15 protein-coding genes and 2 pseudogenes are annotated in these 13,988 nt (G+C 62.9%); 8 read left to right on the top strand and 9 right to left on the bottom strand.

Annotated elements, in window-relative coordinates; all coding sequences use genetic code 11:
* Window positions 1-40 precede the first annotated feature (40 nt).
* Together IC608_RS11850 and IC608_RS11845 are read left to right on the top strand one after the other, a co-directional pair.
* Window positions 41-979 carry a Gfo/Idh/MocA family protein gene (locus IC608_RS11850; RefSeq protein WP_191775601.1) on the top strand — a complete coding sequence of 313 codons (939 nt, stop codon included), beginning with the start codon at window positions 41-43 and terminating at the stop codon, window positions 977-979.
* A gap of 21 nt (window positions 980-1,000) precedes the next feature.
* Complete coding sequence (locus IC608_RS11845; protein ID WP_191775599.1) at window positions 1,001-1,915, top strand: SMP-30/gluconolactonase/LRE family protein; 915 nt, start codon at window positions 1,001-1,003, stop codon at window positions 1,913-1,915.
* A 119-nt stretch (window positions 1,916-2,034) separates the two neighbouring features.
* Here IC608_RS11845 and IC608_RS11840 read toward each other — a convergent pair whose 3' ends face one another.
* The 6 genes and pseudogenes from IC608_RS11840 to IC608_RS11820 form a co-directional block, all read right to left on the bottom strand.
* Window positions 2,035-2,412: a response regulator gene (locus tag IC608_RS11840; RefSeq protein ID WP_191775597.1), complete on the bottom strand. Its 378-nt coding sequence runs from the start codon at window positions 2,410-2,412 to the stop codon at window positions 2,035-2,037.
* 283 nt (window positions 2,413-2,695) lie between these two features.
* Window positions 2,696-3,022 (bottom strand): NIPSNAP family protein, encoded by a 327-nt coding sequence (locus IC608_RS11835; protein ID WP_191775595.1) that lies wholly within the window; start codon window positions 3,020-3,022, stop codon window positions 2,696-2,698.
* Window positions 3,023-3,031: 9 nt separating this feature from the next.
* Window positions 3,032-3,183, bottom strand: a pseudogene (locus tag IC608_RS18150) (mandelate racemase/muconate lactonizing enzyme family protein); the annotation flags it as partial.
* Between the two features lie 31 nt (window positions 3,184-3,214).
* A complete protein-coding gene (locus IC608_RS11830; RefSeq protein WP_191775593.1) occupies window positions 3,215-3,778 on the bottom strand; it encodes a pyridoxamine 5'-phosphate oxidase family protein in 564 nt (187 codons plus the stop codon).
* 673 nt (window positions 3,779-4,451) lie between these two features.
* Window positions 4,452-4,826: pseudogene (locus IC608_RS18145) on the bottom strand (HK97 family phage prohead protease); the annotation flags it as partial.
* A gap of 112 nt (window positions 4,827-4,938) precedes the next feature.
* Window positions 4,939-5,262, bottom strand: coding sequence for a hypothetical protein (locus IC608_RS11820; protein ID WP_248306360.1), 324 nt, complete (start codon window positions 5,260-5,262; stop codon window positions 4,939-4,941).
* 620 nt (window positions 5,263-5,882) lie between these two features.
* Between IC608_RS11820 and IC608_RS11815 the strand changes: the two genes are divergently transcribed.
* The 3 genes from IC608_RS11815 (at window position 5,883) to denD (ending at window position 8,514) form a co-directional block, all read left to right on the top strand.
* Complete coding sequence (locus IC608_RS11815) at window positions 5,883-6,290, top strand: RidA family protein (protein WP_191775591.1); 408 nt, start codon at window positions 5,883-5,885, stop codon at window positions 6,288-6,290.
* Between the two features lie 288 nt (window positions 6,291-6,578).
* On the top strand, window positions 6,579-7,352 hold the full coding sequence (gene bla / locus IC608_RS11810; RefSeq protein WP_345890892.1) for a class A beta-lactamase: 774 nt from the start codon (window positions 6,579-6,581) through the stop codon (window positions 7,350-7,352).
* Between the two features lie 175 nt (window positions 7,353-7,527).
* Window positions 7,528-8,514, top strand: coding sequence for a D-erythronate dehydrogenase (denD, locus tag IC608_RS11805; RefSeq protein WP_191775589.1), 987 nt, complete (start codon window positions 7,528-7,530; stop codon window positions 8,512-8,514).
* Between the two features lie 3 nt (window positions 8,515-8,517).
* Here denD and otnC read toward each other — a convergent pair whose 3' ends face one another.
* The 3 genes from otnC to IC608_RS11790 are packed head-to-tail and all read right to left on the bottom strand — an operon-like array spanning window position 8,518 to window position 11,188.
* Window positions 8,518-9,159 carry a 3-oxo-tetronate 4-phosphate decarboxylase gene (gene otnC, locus IC608_RS11800; protein WP_191775587.1) on the bottom strand — a complete coding sequence of 214 codons (642 nt, stop codon included), beginning with the start codon at window positions 9,157-9,159 and terminating at the stop codon, window positions 8,518-8,520.
* On the bottom strand, window positions 9,156-10,412 hold the full coding sequence (gene otnK / locus IC608_RS11795; protein WP_191775585.1) for a 3-oxo-tetronate kinase: 1,257 nt from the start codon (window positions 10,410-10,412) through the stop codon (window positions 9,156-9,158). Before otnK ends, otnC begins: the two co-directional genes overlap by 4 nt.
* A gap of 38 nt (window positions 10,413-10,450) precedes the next feature.
* Window positions 10,451-11,188, bottom strand: coding sequence for a FadR/GntR family transcriptional regulator (locus tag IC608_RS11790; RefSeq protein ID WP_191775583.1), 738 nt, complete (start codon window positions 11,186-11,188; stop codon window positions 10,451-10,453).
* 144 nt (window positions 11,189-11,332) lie between these two features.
* Here IC608_RS11790 and IC608_RS11785 point away from each other — a divergent pair, with 144 nt between their 5' ends.
* The 3 genes from IC608_RS11785 (at window position 11,333) to IC608_RS11775 (ending at window position 13,983) form a co-directional block, all read left to right on the top strand.
* Window positions 11,333-12,331 carry a 4-hydroxythreonine-4-phosphate dehydrogenase PdxA gene (locus tag IC608_RS11785; RefSeq protein WP_191775581.1) on the top strand — a complete coding sequence of 333 codons (999 nt, stop codon included), beginning with the start codon at window positions 11,333-11,335 and terminating at the stop codon, window positions 12,329-12,331.
* A gap of 108 nt (window positions 12,332-12,439) precedes the next feature.
* On the top strand, window positions 12,440-13,432 hold the full coding sequence (locus tag IC608_RS11780) for a Bug family tripartite tricarboxylate transporter substrate binding protein (protein WP_191775579.1): 993 nt from the start codon (window positions 12,440-12,442) through the stop codon (window positions 13,430-13,432).
* Window positions 13,433-13,500: 68 nt separating this feature from the next.
* Window positions 13,501-13,983 carry a tripartite tricarboxylate transporter TctB family protein gene (locus IC608_RS11775; protein WP_191775578.1) on the top strand — a complete coding sequence of 161 codons (483 nt, stop codon included), beginning with the start codon at window positions 13,501-13,503 and terminating at the stop codon, window positions 13,981-13,983.
* The last annotated feature ends 5 nt before the right edge of the window (window positions 13,984-13,988 follow it).

Below are 13,988 nucleotides of genomic sequence, written 5' to 3'. Positions count from 1 at the left end.
CGGTCTGCTCTAAAGCCTGCGCAGCATCAGGAGGAACGGCATGGCCGCACGCAAGATTGCAGTCATCGGTGTGGGCAAGATTGCGCAGGACCAGCACCTGCCGGTGATCGATGCGTCGGCGGAGTTCGAACTGGCGGCGACGGTTTCAACCCGCGGCGTTGGCCATGGCGATGTGCCTGTGTTCCGCACGCCGGCTGAGCTTTACGCGGCCATGCCCGAGGTCAAGCTGGTGTCCATCTGCACGCCGCCCGGCGTGCGCCACGCCTATGTGCGGGAGGCGCTCGATGCCGGCAAGGACGTGATGATGGAAAAGCCGCCCACCACGACCATTTCCGAACTCGATGACCTGGTAGCGCATGCGGACCGCCTGGGACGCATCCTGTTCCAGACCTGGCACAGCCAGTACAATGCGGCTGTGGACCGGGCCAAGGTGGTTCTGGCCGAGCAGGGCGTGCAGTCGGCCCGCATCGACTGGCGCGAGAGCGTGCGGAAGTGGCATCCGGGCCAGGACTGGGTCTGGGAGCCGGGTGGCTTCGGTGTCTGTGACCCGGGCATCAACGCCTTTTCGATCTTTACCAAGGTCATGCCGTTTCCAGTCTTCGTGCAGCGCTCGGAGCTGACGTTCCCCGCCAACCGGCAGACGCCTGTCGATGTCCAGGTCACGTTCAAGTCCGGCCAGCCGCACCAGCCGGAAATGAGTTGTGGCTTCAACTGGCTCGAGGAGAGCGGGGAGATCTGGACCATCCGCTTCGTCACCGGCACGGGCGATGAGGTCAAGCTCGAGCGCGGCGGACGTTTGCTGCGGGTCAACGGTGAGGTCGTGCTCGAGCACGGCGACGCCGAATATGCCGGCATTTACCAGCGCTTCGCCAATCTGCTGGACGATGGCCGCTCTGAAGTCGACGCCGCTCCGTTGCGATTGATGGCAGACGTCTTCCTGATGGGCGCGCGCAAGACCGGTCCGGATTTCGAATGGTAGGCTGAGGGCCGGGGGAACGAAATGGCGATTGGTGGAGAAGCGCTCGAGTTCATCGAGAAGGAATTCTACGATCTCACGATCGGGATCGCGACGCTCGATGTGCTTTATGACGGGTGCCGCTGGGCCGAGGGACCGGTCTGGTTCGGCGACGGCAATTTCCTCGTCTGGAGCGATATTCCCAACAACCGCATGCTCCGCTGGGTGCCCGAGCTGGGCGTGACCAGCTTCCGCATGCCGTCCAACTACATCAACGGCAACACCCGCGACCGGCAGGGGCGGCTGATCTCGTGTTCGCACGGTGCGCGGGCCGTGTTGCGAACCGAATGGGATGGCACGGTCACCACTCTGGTCGATCGTTTCGAAGGCAGGCGGCTCAACTCGCCCAACGACGTCGTCGTCAAATCCGACGGCACCATATGGTTCACCGATCCCCCCTACGGCATTCTCTCCGACTACGAAGGCTACAAGGCCGAGCCCGAACAGGCCGGCTGCTTTGTCTATAGGTTCGATCAGTCCGACGGATCCCTGCGCGTCGTCGCGGACGATCTCGCCAAACCCAATGGCCTCGCCTTCTCTCCCGACGAGCGGCACCTCTATATCTCCGATACCGGCCAGAGCCACGATCCGGACTGGCCAGCCCAGATCCGGATCTACGACGTGGATGGCGCGGGCCTGAGCAAGAGCCGTGTCTTCACCATTGTCGACTCGGGCCTGCCCGATGGCTTCCGGCTCGACACCAGCGGCAATGTCTGGACGAGCGCAGGATTGGGCGTCAACGTCTACAATCCTTCCGGGGCGCTGCTGGGCCGCATCCGCACGGGCGCCAAGACCTCGAACGTGGTGTTTGGCGGGCCCCGGCGCAATCGCCTCTTCATCACCTGCAGCCAGTACGTGATGGCGACCTATGTGGCCGCCACGGGCCTGCAGGTTCCCTGACGGCCCATCGTCCTGCGCGGATCTGCCACTCGCCGCATCGCGAAGCCGTCCAATAGTTGCGCCCGCCGCAAAGGTGGTCTGAGGCCAGGCTTCTCGACCCGCCTGGTGAACCTCACCTGTCAACCAGCGCCCTTGTTGAGGAGGCTGGATATGGCGGTGACCACCTGGGCCGTCGCGAACGGCTTGGGGATCATCAGGCTGTTCGGGACACCCTCCACGGGCCAGTCCCTGGCGCTGTCCCCGCTCATGTAGACGATGGGTATGTCCGGGTTCAGTTCCCGCGCCTTGTGCGCGATTTCCCAGCCATTGGGCCCCGGGCCAACCCGGATGTCGGTGACCAGGCCCACGATTTTCTCGCCCTCGCTCTCGAGCAGTGTGAGCGCCTGGGCGCCATTATAGGCGCTGATGACGGCAAAGCCGGCGTCTTCAAGTGCGCTTTCGATATCGACAAGAATGACTGCTTCGTCCTCAACGACAAGCAGAGTGACCGTATTCAAAATGAAGACCCCCACCGCAGGCCGGCGCGCTGACGGACGCTAATCCCGCGCACCGCTTAAATGCGGACGAAGAACTAATGTTTAAATGCGGACGAAGAACTAATGTTCCAAATGTGGGACGTCTTCAACCGGAAATCGAGGGGTGGACGGGATCAGTCGAATAAGCCGGCGTCTTCCTCCAGCAGGTATTTCCCTGCGCTTTCGCGCTTCGTCGGTGACGAAACGCACACCGGACCGCGACCGATGACAGCGCAGCGGGGGTCGGTGATTTTATGGCGCGCCCTTACCGTACCGAGGAGAACGCTGTCGGGTTCAAGAGTTCGTTGCGAACATTGGCAAGGATCGGGCCATCGCGCTCCGAGGCATCCCGCGCGCTGATCCAGTCGGGATCAGCGATGAAGGCAGTCCACTTCGCCTCCCGTTCGGCCAGGCTTTCCCACGCCAGCAGATAGGTCAGGCGGTTGTTGTTTTCGCCGACCAGCGTCGTGAAAAAGCCGGCCTGCCGGATGCCGTGACGCTCCCAAAGGGCCAGCGTGTGCTCGTTGAAGCGCTTGAGTAAGGCCGGCAACCGGCCGGGCAGGCAGTCGTAGATGCGCAGTTCGTAGATCATGGTTTTGATTTACCTCCAGGTCCGATCCCAACTGTATTCCTGATCCCACTGGTCAGTGGGCTGCAGATGCCCAAACGCCGGGCTTGTCCGGTATCTCTATGAAACCGTTCCTGACCAGGCCTGAGCAGACCAGTCACGATATCGTCCCTCCACTCCATTTCCCAGACCGTGTGCATGGAGATGCAGGACCGCTCATGATCCGGCGGAATCGAACAGTCCGGTGGGGAAACCATCGAGGCTGACCTGGTTCTTCTCGCGCCAGTACGCCTCAATGCCATCCTCGCCTTTGGCCTGCGCCCACTGATCCATCTGGGGCCGCTCTTCCCGATAGTCGAAGAGCGGCACGCCATAGCCGCACGATGTCTGTACCAGGTCGAAGTCGAGGTGCACCATCTGGCGAGCACCCAAGGGAGGATCGTTGTCGAAGTGCTCGGCCAGCAACTGAGCGTACTCCGTGCTGCCACGGTGGATCACACGACCCTTGCCGTAGAGCCTCATGATCAATGGCGGCCCCTCGAGTGCGCAGAACATGATGGTCAGTCGCGGGTCGATCCGGAGGTGCGCCGCGGTCTCATTGCCGCTGCCGGTGCGGTCCAGGTACATGACGGCATTGTCGCCGAGAATCCGAAACATGTCGGTGCTGCGCGGCGACACATTGACGTGGCCGGTTGGCGCAGCCGATGCCGTAAAGAACATGTGCTGCGCTTCGATGTACCGATGATGGTGGGGTTCCAGGGAAGGAAATTGCTTTGCCATGTCCTGACATCGCATGCTCCTTTCTCCCGGACAACCCGGGGATCCGAAACGGCTGCTGGCCGATCCGGACAACAGCCGGTTGACCGAGTGTTGTGCGCATGTGCGAGGTTCGGGCGGGGCGGGAGATTAGAGGTCGAAGCGGAGTCCGCTTACCAGCCCCAGAGAGCCTGCCGACGTCGACCCCAATGCCGACTTCAGCACGTGCGATCTCCCGAACGCGGTCGCCGGAACGGGGGCGGCCTGCAGACTCATAACCTGAAGGTCGCAGGTTCAAATCCTGCCCCCGCAACCAAACTTTCGTAAAATATATCAAACACATATCCACTGGCGTGGCATAGGCATAGCGGCGGGCCGGTTCGCTGAGGTCATGGCGCGGGTTGATCCGGGCGTAGAGAGCCTCGCCCATCTGACGCGCGCGCAGGGCCGGGTCATCGTGGCTATCGCCCATCTCGACGCGCACCTGTTCGGTGCGGATCGTCGGCGCGCTGCGGGTCGCCAGCGCCTCGAAGGCGGCGCGACGGGCGGTGTCGGCATCGGCGGCGGCGTCGATCTGGCCGTCGATCCACGGCTGGTCCAGCCCGGCGATGCGGGCAATGGAGCGGATCTCGGTGTTGATCGCGGCGCGGGTAAGGGTCTCGGGCGGGGCCGGGGTGGTCGTGTCGGTCATGTGGGTCTCCATGCGGATATGGGCGCCGGGGTCAGCGGGCGTCGGCACCAGGGAAATCTCGTGGGGTGTCCAGCGAACGGCGGTCAGCACGCGCGCGCCACTTTCTGTGCTTTCGGTCCATTCCTCGACCGAATAGCCGACCGAGACATGGCGCAGGATACCGGACAGGACGTCCTGCCAGAGCGGTTCGACCTCGGGCCGCGATGAGAAGCGGATCAGCGCCGTGCCGCGCTGACCATCAACATTGGCGGATTGCACGCTGCCAAGGACATCGCGGACGGCGGATTGCCGGTGGGCATCCAGCACGCTCGCCCCTTGCAGGCGCGACAGGTCCACCGCCTCGGGCGCAAGGCTGAGGCGTTCGACATAGGGGCCAGCCATGTCGCGGCGGCGCACTGGCGCACCGGTGGACCATATCACCTCGACGGTGCGGGCGTCGCGGTTAGCGCTGGCCGGGGCCAGGTCGGCGCGGCGGGTCAGCAGGGTGACAATATCATTCATCGGGGATGTCCTCCTTCTGGACAGGCGGAGCACCGAAACCTAGGCCCAGCGCGTCCGACCGTGCCTTGTCGGCGGCGATCTCGGCATCGACCTGTTCGGCGTCGTAGCCCCGTTCGGAAATCGCCTGCGTCCTGCTCTTGAGCCCGGCGTTGGTGGCGAGGATCTCTGCCTCGACGTCCTTCTTGGGATCGACGTAATCGAACTTGGGCGGGAGCCATTCGCAGGCGAGATAGGCCGCAGGATCGCGGTCGAAATCGCGGGCGGGCAGGTCACCTGACAGCACCGCGTACTGCCGCGCCTGCCGGCGCCCCAGCAAACCCAGACTCTCCCCCTTCTCCCCGTCCCAAAATTCCCTGCCATACTCCCCCCATCAGCCGGGACGTGATGGAGTTGCAACGATCAACTGCCCGGCGACTGTCGGGAGGGCTCTGCATCGTTCCGGAGCCTGGGCCGGGGTTAGAGGATCAACAGGGCCAGCGCCGATCCTTTGAAGAACCTCGCGTCAGAAAACCCGGCGCCCGGAGGCGGTTCTCGTCTCACACATCTACCAAACTCAGAGGCGCGTGCCGCCTCCGGGCACCGTCACCTCTCATGCAACCGCAGGGTTATTGCCCGGGCGGGGCTTCGGCATGCCTATGGGAGAGCGCGTGCAAAGCTCCCGGCGTCGGCGACCGCCATGAAGATGACGATCTCGTTCAGGCTCTTGGCCGTCATGGCGTCCGTGCCGCGCAATCGGTTCTCGTCATCCCACCCATTTCCAAACCTCTATCAAGCCAGCCCCGGCAGACCAAGCTTGTCCACGCGAGAGCGCTCATGCGCGTGCCCGATCCGTGACCCGCGATCATCGGTGGGCGGACATCTCTTCACTGCCGGACGGTCTATCTTAGGGGCGTAACGAGCCATGGGCGATAGGCCGCCTCACGAAGAAAGATCGACATGACCAGACCACTTGTTCGCCTCAACCCGCCGGATTTATGGGACGCGACACAGAACCACCACTCGCAGGGGACGCTGGTCGAGGGAGGGCGACTGGCCTTCTTTTCCGGCCAGATCGCTGCCCGGAAGGGTGTCGATCGCGCACCCAGTTCGCTCCGGGAGCAAACCGCGCTTGTTTGCCGCAACCTGCGCGCGTGTCTCGACAGCGTCGGTGCGACACCTGCCGACATCGTCAGCCTGCGCGCCTACATTGTCGACTGGGCGCCAGAGAAGGCGGAGGAGGTGTTTCCACCCTTGGTCGCATTTCTCGGCGAGGCCATGCCCGCCATGACGGGGATTGGTGTCAGCGCTCTGTTCTCACCCGACCTCAAGATCGAGATCGAAATCGTTGCTCGGGCTGCTGTGTAGTGGAGATGCGCGGTGATCGCCTCATCCGCCTGATGCTTTTTTAGCCGTGTCCACTTGGGCTAGGCATTTGAGTATCGTGTGGGTATGCGTGCAAGAAGTAGCGCGACCGGCGATCCGTCGCATCAGCCCGCCTCTTCTTTCTGGTGTCATCCATGCTGGTCTACCAAGGGATCGAACATGCTTGCTTGTAACTCCGCTCTGCTCCGGTTCCTTGGAGGGCTGGTCCTTGCTGCGCTCATCGCATCTCCCGCCACATCCGCGGACGCTGGCACGCGCCTGGCCCAAACAGTGGAGAACATCGAGGAGAGGTTGGATGCGCGCGTTGGCCTGCTGATCCGCGATAGCGGCACCGGCTGGTCCTGGGGCCATCGTGCCGACGAACGGTTCTTGATGAACAGCACCGCCAAGGTGCCGCTTTGCGGTGCGGTTCTGGCGCAGGTCGACAAAAGCGCGATGAGGCTCACGGACGGACTCGACGTCCGCGCCGAGGACATGGTGGAGTATGCGCCGGTGACCGAGCTGCGGATCGGCGACACCATGCAGGTGGGTGAGCTCTGTTTCGCTGCGCTCGATATGAGCGACAACGCGGCCGCGAACATCCTGATCGATCACCTCGGCGGCCCGCAAGAGGTTACCGCATTCATGCGCCAGATTGGCGACGATGTCTCCAGGCTGGATCGCCGCGAGCCGGACCTGAATAGGTTCGAGACCGGCGACCCGCGGGACACCACCTCGCCGGCGGCCATGGTCGATACGCTTGAACGTTTGCTGGTCGGCGATGCGCTCTCCCCCTCGTCGCGGGCGCAACTGACGGAGTGGATGACGCCGGGGGGAGTGACTGGCGCGCTTCTCCGCGCTTTTACGCCAGATGGCTGGCGTGTGGCCGACAAATCTGGATCGGGCAGCGTGACCCGGAACATTGTCGGCATGATTGTTCCGCCCCAGGGCGGACCATATTTCGTCGCGATTTACCTGTCCGAGGCAGAGGCCGATTTCGATACTCGGAATGCAGCTGTTGTTGCGATTTCCGCTGCGGTCGTCGAGCTGATTGCGTCGCGCTAGCAGAAGTTGGCGCGCCGGCAATCCGCCCAGGTTGGTGTTCCAGCAATTTGTCTCGGATATCTGGGCCTGATGGTCCGCATGATCTGCGTTTCGCACCAATAAAACCGTCAAACGGATGGACAAACAGCCCCGAACAGGATAACTGGTTGGTCCAGTAGTCCAGCGAGGAGCGAAGATGCATATACTCGTCATAGGTGCAGCGGGTATGCTGGGGCGCAAGCTCACCCAGGAAGTGGCGCGTGGCCGCACCTGGGGCGTCCGTGCCGCCGACAAACTGACCCTGGTGGACGTGACAAAACCGGAGCAGCCGGATTTTTCCGGCATTGTCGAGCTTGTGGCCGCCGACCTGGCCGAACCGGGCGTTGCCGGGCAGCTGGTGGCCGACCGTCCCGATGTGATCTTCCACCTTGCAGCCATCGTGTCTGGCGAGGCCGAAGCCGACTTTGAGAAGGGCTATCGCATCAACCTCGATGGCACGCGTGCTTTGTTCGAGGCGATCCGGAAGCAAGGCGCAGAACGGCCCTATTGCCCGCGCGTGGTGTTCACCTCCTCGATCGCTGTCTTCGGCACACCGTTTCCCGATGTCATTGGCGATGACCATGTGCTCTCGCCGCTCACCAGCTATGGGACCCAAAAGGCAATCGGCGAATTGCTGCTGGCCGACTACTCGCGGCGCGGTTTTTTGGACGGAGTGGGCGTCCGGCTGCCCACCATCGTCATCCGGCCCGGCAAGCCCAACAAGGCCGCATCCGGCTTTTTCTCCGGCATCCTGCGAGAGCCTCTGGCCGGTCAGGAGGCCGTGCTCCCGGTGGCCGAGACGGTGCGCCACTGGTTTGCCAGTCCGCGGGCCGCAGTCGGCTTCTTGCTCCATGCCGCGAGCATGGACACGTCGACGCTTGGGGTGCGCCGCTCGCTGAACATGCCTGGCGTGGCCGCGACCGTTGCGGAGGAAATCGAAGCACTCAAGCGGGCCGCCGGTGATGCTGCGGCAGAGCTGATCCGGCGCGAGCCGGACCCCGTGATCGAAGAGATTGTCGCCGGCTGGCCGCGCGCCTTCGATCCGAACCGCGCGCTGTCGCTCGGCTTTTCCGGGGACGCCTCATTCGACGCTATAGTCGATAGCTATATTGAGGACGAACTGGGCGGTCTGCGCCCTGCATGATGCTCAGCGCCGGCGGAGATGATCGACCTGCGCCGGCGTCAGTGGCCGCGTGCGGTGGCCATCGAGCAACAGGTGGAGCCTGGCGGTTTCCTCAAGTTCCTCTGTCGCATACTGGGCGTCGCGCAGGGTCGTTCCAGACACAACAGGCCCGTGATTGGCGAGCAGGACCGCATGATGGCGACCTGCCTTGGCCTTGACTGCGAGGGCCAGAGCTTCGTCGCCGGGCGCAAAATAGGGCACCAGCGGCAGTGACCCGACGCGCATCACATAATAGGCCGTCAAGGGCGGCAGCACGTCCTCGGGATTGTTGTCTGCGAGAATGCTGACGGCGACGGCATGGGTCGAGTGCAGATGCACCACTGCGCCGGCATGGGGCCGCTCGCAATACATGCAGTTATGCAGGAACGCTTCCTTGGTCGGCTTGTCGCCGGAAAGATGAGTGCCGTCCCCCGCCAGATGCGCGAGCCTTTCCGGATCGAGCTCGCCCAGGCAAGCATTGGTAGGCGTCATGATCATGCTGCCGTCATCGAGCCTGACGCTGATATTACCCGTTGAGCCCGCCGTCAGGCCCCGATTGAACAGCGATGCGCCCACTGCGCAGATGTCATCGCGCATGCGGGTTGCCATGGAAACGAGTGCGGTCATTTCAGCCTCTCCCAGGCCTTGACGAAGAAATCATCGGCACCAAAGTTGCCCGACTTCAGCGCCAACGCCAATTCCGGCCCGGAACCGGTCGAAATGGTCCAGGGAACGCCCGGGTCGATTTCCGGACCGATCTGGAGCGTTGTGACGCCGAGATCGCGGATGACGGCGCCGGATGTTTCGCCACCGGCTATCAGGAAACGTGTGAAGCCCCGTCGTGCCAGCGTCCGGGCAAGCTCACCCATGAAGCGCTCGACCAGTTCCCCGGCCTCTTCGGCGCCAAGGGCCTGTTGGACAGCGCGCACCGTCTCGGAATCGGCGCTCGAGTAGATGAGCGGGGGGAGAGCTCCCGTCTCCCGTTCGGCAAAGTCGGCGGCGGCCTCGACGCTGAACGTTCCGTCGGTGATCTGGGCGGCTTCGATCTTGAGGGCGGGCATGCCTTGGGCGCGGCCGTACTCAATCTGGCGCCGCGTGGCCGCCGAGCAGGAGCCGGCGAGGACCGCGTTGCGCCCAGCAGGTGCTTCAAGGCTGGCTTCAACCGGGACGAGGGCAAGCAGACCCCGCCGATGATAGGCCTCGGGAAGACCCATGGCGATGCCCGATCCGCCGGTGATCAACCGCAGGTCCATGGAGGCCGCACCGATCTCGTAAAGATCCTCGTTGCTGATGGCATCGACGATGGCAATGCCCTCGAGGCTCGCAAAGCTTTCTCGCACCGCTTCCGACCCCCGCCGGACGATGTCGTGATCGATGAGGCTCACCGGGCGATTGGTCTGCCGTGCGAGTACGCGGACGAGATTGCCGTCCCGCATGGGGGTAAGCGGATGGTCGCGCATGGGGCTGTCGCTGAGCAGAACATCGCCGACAAACAGGTGACCCTTGTAGACGGTCCGCTTGTTGGTGGGAAAAGCCGGGCAGGCGAGAGTGCGTGTATCGCCCAGCAGGTCCAGGAGCGCATCGGTGACAGGGCCGATATTGCCCTCGTCGGTGGAATCGAAGGTCGAGCAATATTTGAAGAGGAGTTGGCGCGCGCCTTTGGCCAGAAGCACTTTTGCGGCCGACACCGACATTGCCTGAGCCTCCGGAGCGGGAATCGTGCGCGACTTGAGCGAGACGATGACGGCGTCTGCATCGTCGAAGTCGGCGTCCGGATGGGGAACGCCCACCACCTGCAGCACGCGCATGCCCCCGCGCGTCAGCATCAGGGCCAGGTCGGTAGCGCCCGTCAGGTCGTCAGCAATTGCACCAAGGATCATGGCTCTTCATTTTCCGGACAGAACGCGATGGGAGGAGGTCAGCGACGGCCGGCGCGGGTTTCGGCCATGGCCTCGAGGGTCGTCTGGTGGATGCGATTGAGATGGTTCTCCATCGCCTCGGCAGCCGCCATTGGATCGCGGCGCTCAAAAGCGTCGAGAATCTCGATGTGGTCATCAAGGCTCAGGCTCACGGAGCCCTCGCGCAAGAGCACGTGGCGTCGATACTCCATGCCAAAGCTGAAGAGCTCGTGCAGGAACCCGCCCACCAGTTCGTTGCCGCTGGCGTGGTAGATGCAGTCGTGAAATTCAGCGTCCGAAATCTGGAAGCGGATATGGTCGTTGACCATGTCGCGCTGCGCCTCCACGAGCCGGCGAAGCCGGGCAATGCCGTCATCGTCGATCCTTTCGACGGCAACACGGATGACTGGAATTTCGACCATTAGTCGGGCCTGATAGACTTCCTCTGCCGAGCGGCCCGACAGAACCGGCTGGGTCACGCTGTTATTGGCCGAAAAGCCTTGGGTGCGGGCGATGCGGGTTCGGCTGCCCTGCGAAATCTCCACCATGCCGATGGCAGCCAGCATCTGAATGGCACCACGCACGGTTTCGCGGCTGACTTCAAGCGTCGCCGCCAGTTCGCGCTCGCTGGGCAGTTCGTCGCCAATACGAAGAATCCCTGACTGGACCATTGCAGCAAGCCGATGACTGACCTGCTCGCGAATGGTGAGTTTGGACAGGCCGTTCTTGAGATTCTGCAGATTCAGTGGTGCGTCCATATCGTTCCCTGCCGGTTTCGTCCGCAAAACGCAATATGGCGCAACTCGCCAAACAGGTCTAGTGGTCTCATGGCCGGACCAGTTGACAAGTTGGTGTGCGTCATGTTTGGTAGGTGGCATCAGGGCCGACGGAGGAGAGCAGCCATGAAGCCACGTTTGGCAGTTGTCTTGGGAGATCCAGCAGGTATTGGCCCTGAACTGATCGCCAAGCTTCTGGCGCGGCCCGAGAACCGCGCCAAGGCAGACATCCTGCTGATTGCCGACCGCGATGAGGTCGAAGAAGGCATGCGCATCGCTAACGAGCGCTTCACCTACCGCCTGTCCGAAGGGGAGCCGGTCTTCGATGGAACCGACTCGATCCTCCTTGAGGATTTCAAAGGCTCGAGCCGGCGCCCATTCCAGCGGGCAACAGCCACCGAAAATGGTGGACGCTATAGCCTCGAAACCCTCGAACGCGCCGTCCGACTAACCGAGACTGGGATCACCGACGGCGTGCTCTTCACGCCCCTCAACAAGAATTCCATGCACCAGGCGGGTCTGCCGCATGAGGACGAAAGCCAGTGGTTTGCCGCCATGCTCGGCGTCAGCGGCCCCCATGGCGAACTCAACGTCTTGGACAATCTCTGGACCAGCCGGGTCACCAGCCATGTCGCTCTCAAGGATGTGCCCGGCCTGATCACCCGCGAACGGGTGCTCGACGGGATCGAACTGGCTCACACAACCCTGTTGTCCACCGGAGTGGCGCGTCCACGCATCGCCGTCTGTGGTCTCAACCCGCACAACGGAGAGAATGGCAGCTTCGGGCGCGAGGAAATCGACGTCATCGGTCCGGCTGTCGAAGAGGCGAAGGGCAGGGGTCTACCCGTCGTTGGGCCATTCCCGGCCGACACCATCTTCCTGCGTGTGAAGGATTTCGACGCGATCGTAACCATGTATCACGACCAGGGTCAGATCGCGATGAAGCTGATGGGCTTCTCGCGCGGCGTGACTGTCCATGGCGGCCTGCCGATCCCGATCGCGACGCCAGCCCATGGCACGGCTTTCGACATCTACGGACAGGGTAAGGCCAATCTGGGCGCAACGCAGGCCGCTTTTGACATCGTCGTCGCCCAAAGCATGAGCCGCAGTCGCCTCGCAGCCTGACCCGTCCGCACTGCGACATTCAAGCCGGCGCAAGGCCGGTGCCGAGTACACTTCACCGCCAATCCTGGTGAAACCGTCTATCCAAACCTGCCGAGGAGGGCAGATTCCATGAAGAAGACCTCTCTTGTTCTTGCCGTAGCCACAACTCTTCTATCGACGGCGGGAGCCTTTGCCCAATGGGCTCCCGAGCGCCCGGTAGAGTTCGTCGTAGCATCGGGCGCCGGCGGTGGCACCGACAACTTCGCCCGCACCATCCAGTCCATCATTGCCCAGCACGACCTGATGGATCAGTCGGTGGTGGTCCTCAACAAAGGCGCCGGCAGCGGGGCGGAAGCTTTTATCTATGCCAAGGCCAATGCTGGCGATCCGCACAAGCTGATCTTCGGCACCAACAATGTCTATCTGCTCCCGCATGTGGCCAAGATGGCCTACACGTCCGACGATCTCGTGCCGGTTGCCGCCCTGGCGCTCGATGAATTCCTGATCTGGGTGAAGGGCGACGCGCCCTACGCTGACGCAGGCCAGTTCATCGAAGCGGCTAAGGCCGATCCCGGTTCTATCGCCTTCGGTGGCAGCCAATCCAAGGATACCGACGAGACCCTGGTCGCGTTGATCGAACAGAAGACCGGCGCCGAGTTCAAATATGTGCCGTTCAATGGCGGTGGCGAGGTTGGCGTCCAGTTGGCCGGTGGCCACATCGCAGCCAATGTCAACAACCCGAACGAAAACCTGGGCCAGTGGCAGGCCGGCGCCATCAAGCCGCTTTGCGTGTTCAGCGACCAGCGCATGGCTGAAAGCGAGCCGGTCCACGGGGACATGGGCTGGCATGACATTCCCACCTGCACCGAAAGCGGCATCGACATTTCGGCCTATCAGATGCCGCGAACGGTCTGGCTGCCTGCCGGCGTCACAGACGAGCAACTGGCCTTCTATGTCGACATGATGGAAAAGGTCAGCCAGACGCCTGAATGGCAGGAATATGTCGCTAACACCTCGCAGACCGGCCGTTTCCTGGCCGGCGAGGAACTGGCCAGCTTCATCGACAACAGTGAAACCAGCACCGTCGAAGTCTTCAAGGCCGAAGGCTGGACGGCTCAGTAGTCCCTCCCGTGTCCGGGGCGGGTCCTATGCCCGTCCCGGTTCAGTCTACTCCAGCGTAGGACCAAGCGATGGTCGTCAAGCGTATCCACATGGAAGTCCTCGTTACCGGGCTGACAGCCCTGGCAGGCGTCGTCGTGGCAGGAGGTTCGCTGGAATTGGGCGTCGGCTGGACCGGCTCAGGACCGGAGGCGGGCTATTTCCCGTTCTACGTCGGCCTGTTGCTCGCCCTTGCAGGGACGGCCAATGCCGTCTGGACGATGGTGATCCATCGTGGCGAGAGCGAAGTGTTCATCGAATTCGAGCAGGCCAAGCGCCTGTTGACCTTCTTCCTGCCAATGGCCGCCTTCGTAATCGTGACCATCGTCCTCGGGCTCTACGTTGGGGCGGCCCTCTACCTGTTCTATGTCGCCTGGCGGCAAGGCAGGTATAACCCGTTCTGGGCGGCGGGCCTGGGCATCGCATTCTCCGTCGGCCTCTTCGTCGTGTTCGACATCCTCTTCCGCGTCCCCCTGCTCAAGGGGCCGCTGGAAGCCTTCCTGAAAATCTACTGATCGGC

Source organism: Devosia oryzisoli (genome assembly GCF_014837245.1).
GTDB lineage: Bacteria > Pseudomonadota > Alphaproteobacteria > Rhizobiales > Devosiaceae > Devosia > Devosia oryzisoli.
The sequence above is the reverse complement of the archived record's forward strand: the minus strand, read 5'-3'. Positions and strand labels throughout refer to the sequence as shown.

Excerpts from the sequence above, each read along its gene's own strand:
- IC608_RS11835 (WP_191775595.1), bottom strand. The coding sequence starts at position 3,022 with ATGATCTACGAACTGCGCATCTACGACTGCCTGCCCGGCCGGTTGCCG.
- IC608_RS11790 (WP_191775583.1), bottom strand. The coding sequence starts at position 11,188 with ATGGACGCACCACTGAATCTGCAGAATCTCAAGAACGGCCTGTCCAAA.
- IC608_RS11785 (WP_191775581.1), top strand. The coding sequence starts at position 11,333 with ATGAAGCCACGTTTGGCAGTTGTCTTGGGAGATCCAGCAGGTATTGGC.
- IC608_RS11830 (WP_191775593.1), bottom strand. The coding sequence starts at position 3,778 with ATGGCAAAGCAATTTCCTTCCCTGGAACCCCACCATCATCGGTACATC.
- IC608_RS11845 (WP_191775599.1), top strand. The coding sequence starts at position 1,001 with ATGGCGATTGGTGGAGAAGCGCTCGAGTTCATCGAGAAGGAATTCTAC.
- otnC (WP_191775587.1), bottom strand. The coding sequence starts at position 9,159 with ATGACCGCACTCGTTTCCATGGCAACCCGCATGCGCGATGACATCTGC.
- IC608_RS11815 (WP_191775591.1), top strand. The coding sequence starts at position 5,883 with ATGACCAGACCACTTGTTCGCCTCAACCCGCCGGATTTATGGGACGCG.
- IC608_RS11850 (WP_191775601.1), top strand. The coding sequence starts at position 41 with ATGGCCGCACGCAAGATTGCAGTCATCGGTGTGGGCAAGATTGCGCAG.
- IC608_RS11775 (WP_191775578.1), top strand. The coding sequence starts at position 13,501 with ATGGTCGTCAAGCGTATCCACATGGAAGTCCTCGTTACCGGGCTGACA.
- IC608_RS11780 (WP_191775579.1), top strand. The coding sequence starts at position 12,440 with ATGAAGAAGACCTCTCTTGTTCTTGCCGTAGCCACAACTCTTCTATCG.
- denD (WP_191775589.1), top strand. The coding sequence starts at position 7,528 with ATGCATATACTCGTCATAGGTGCAGCGGGTATGCTGGGGCGCAAGCTC.
- otnK (WP_191775585.1), bottom strand. The coding sequence starts at position 10,412 with ATGATCCTTGGTGCAATTGCTGACGACCTGACGGGCGCTACCGACCTG.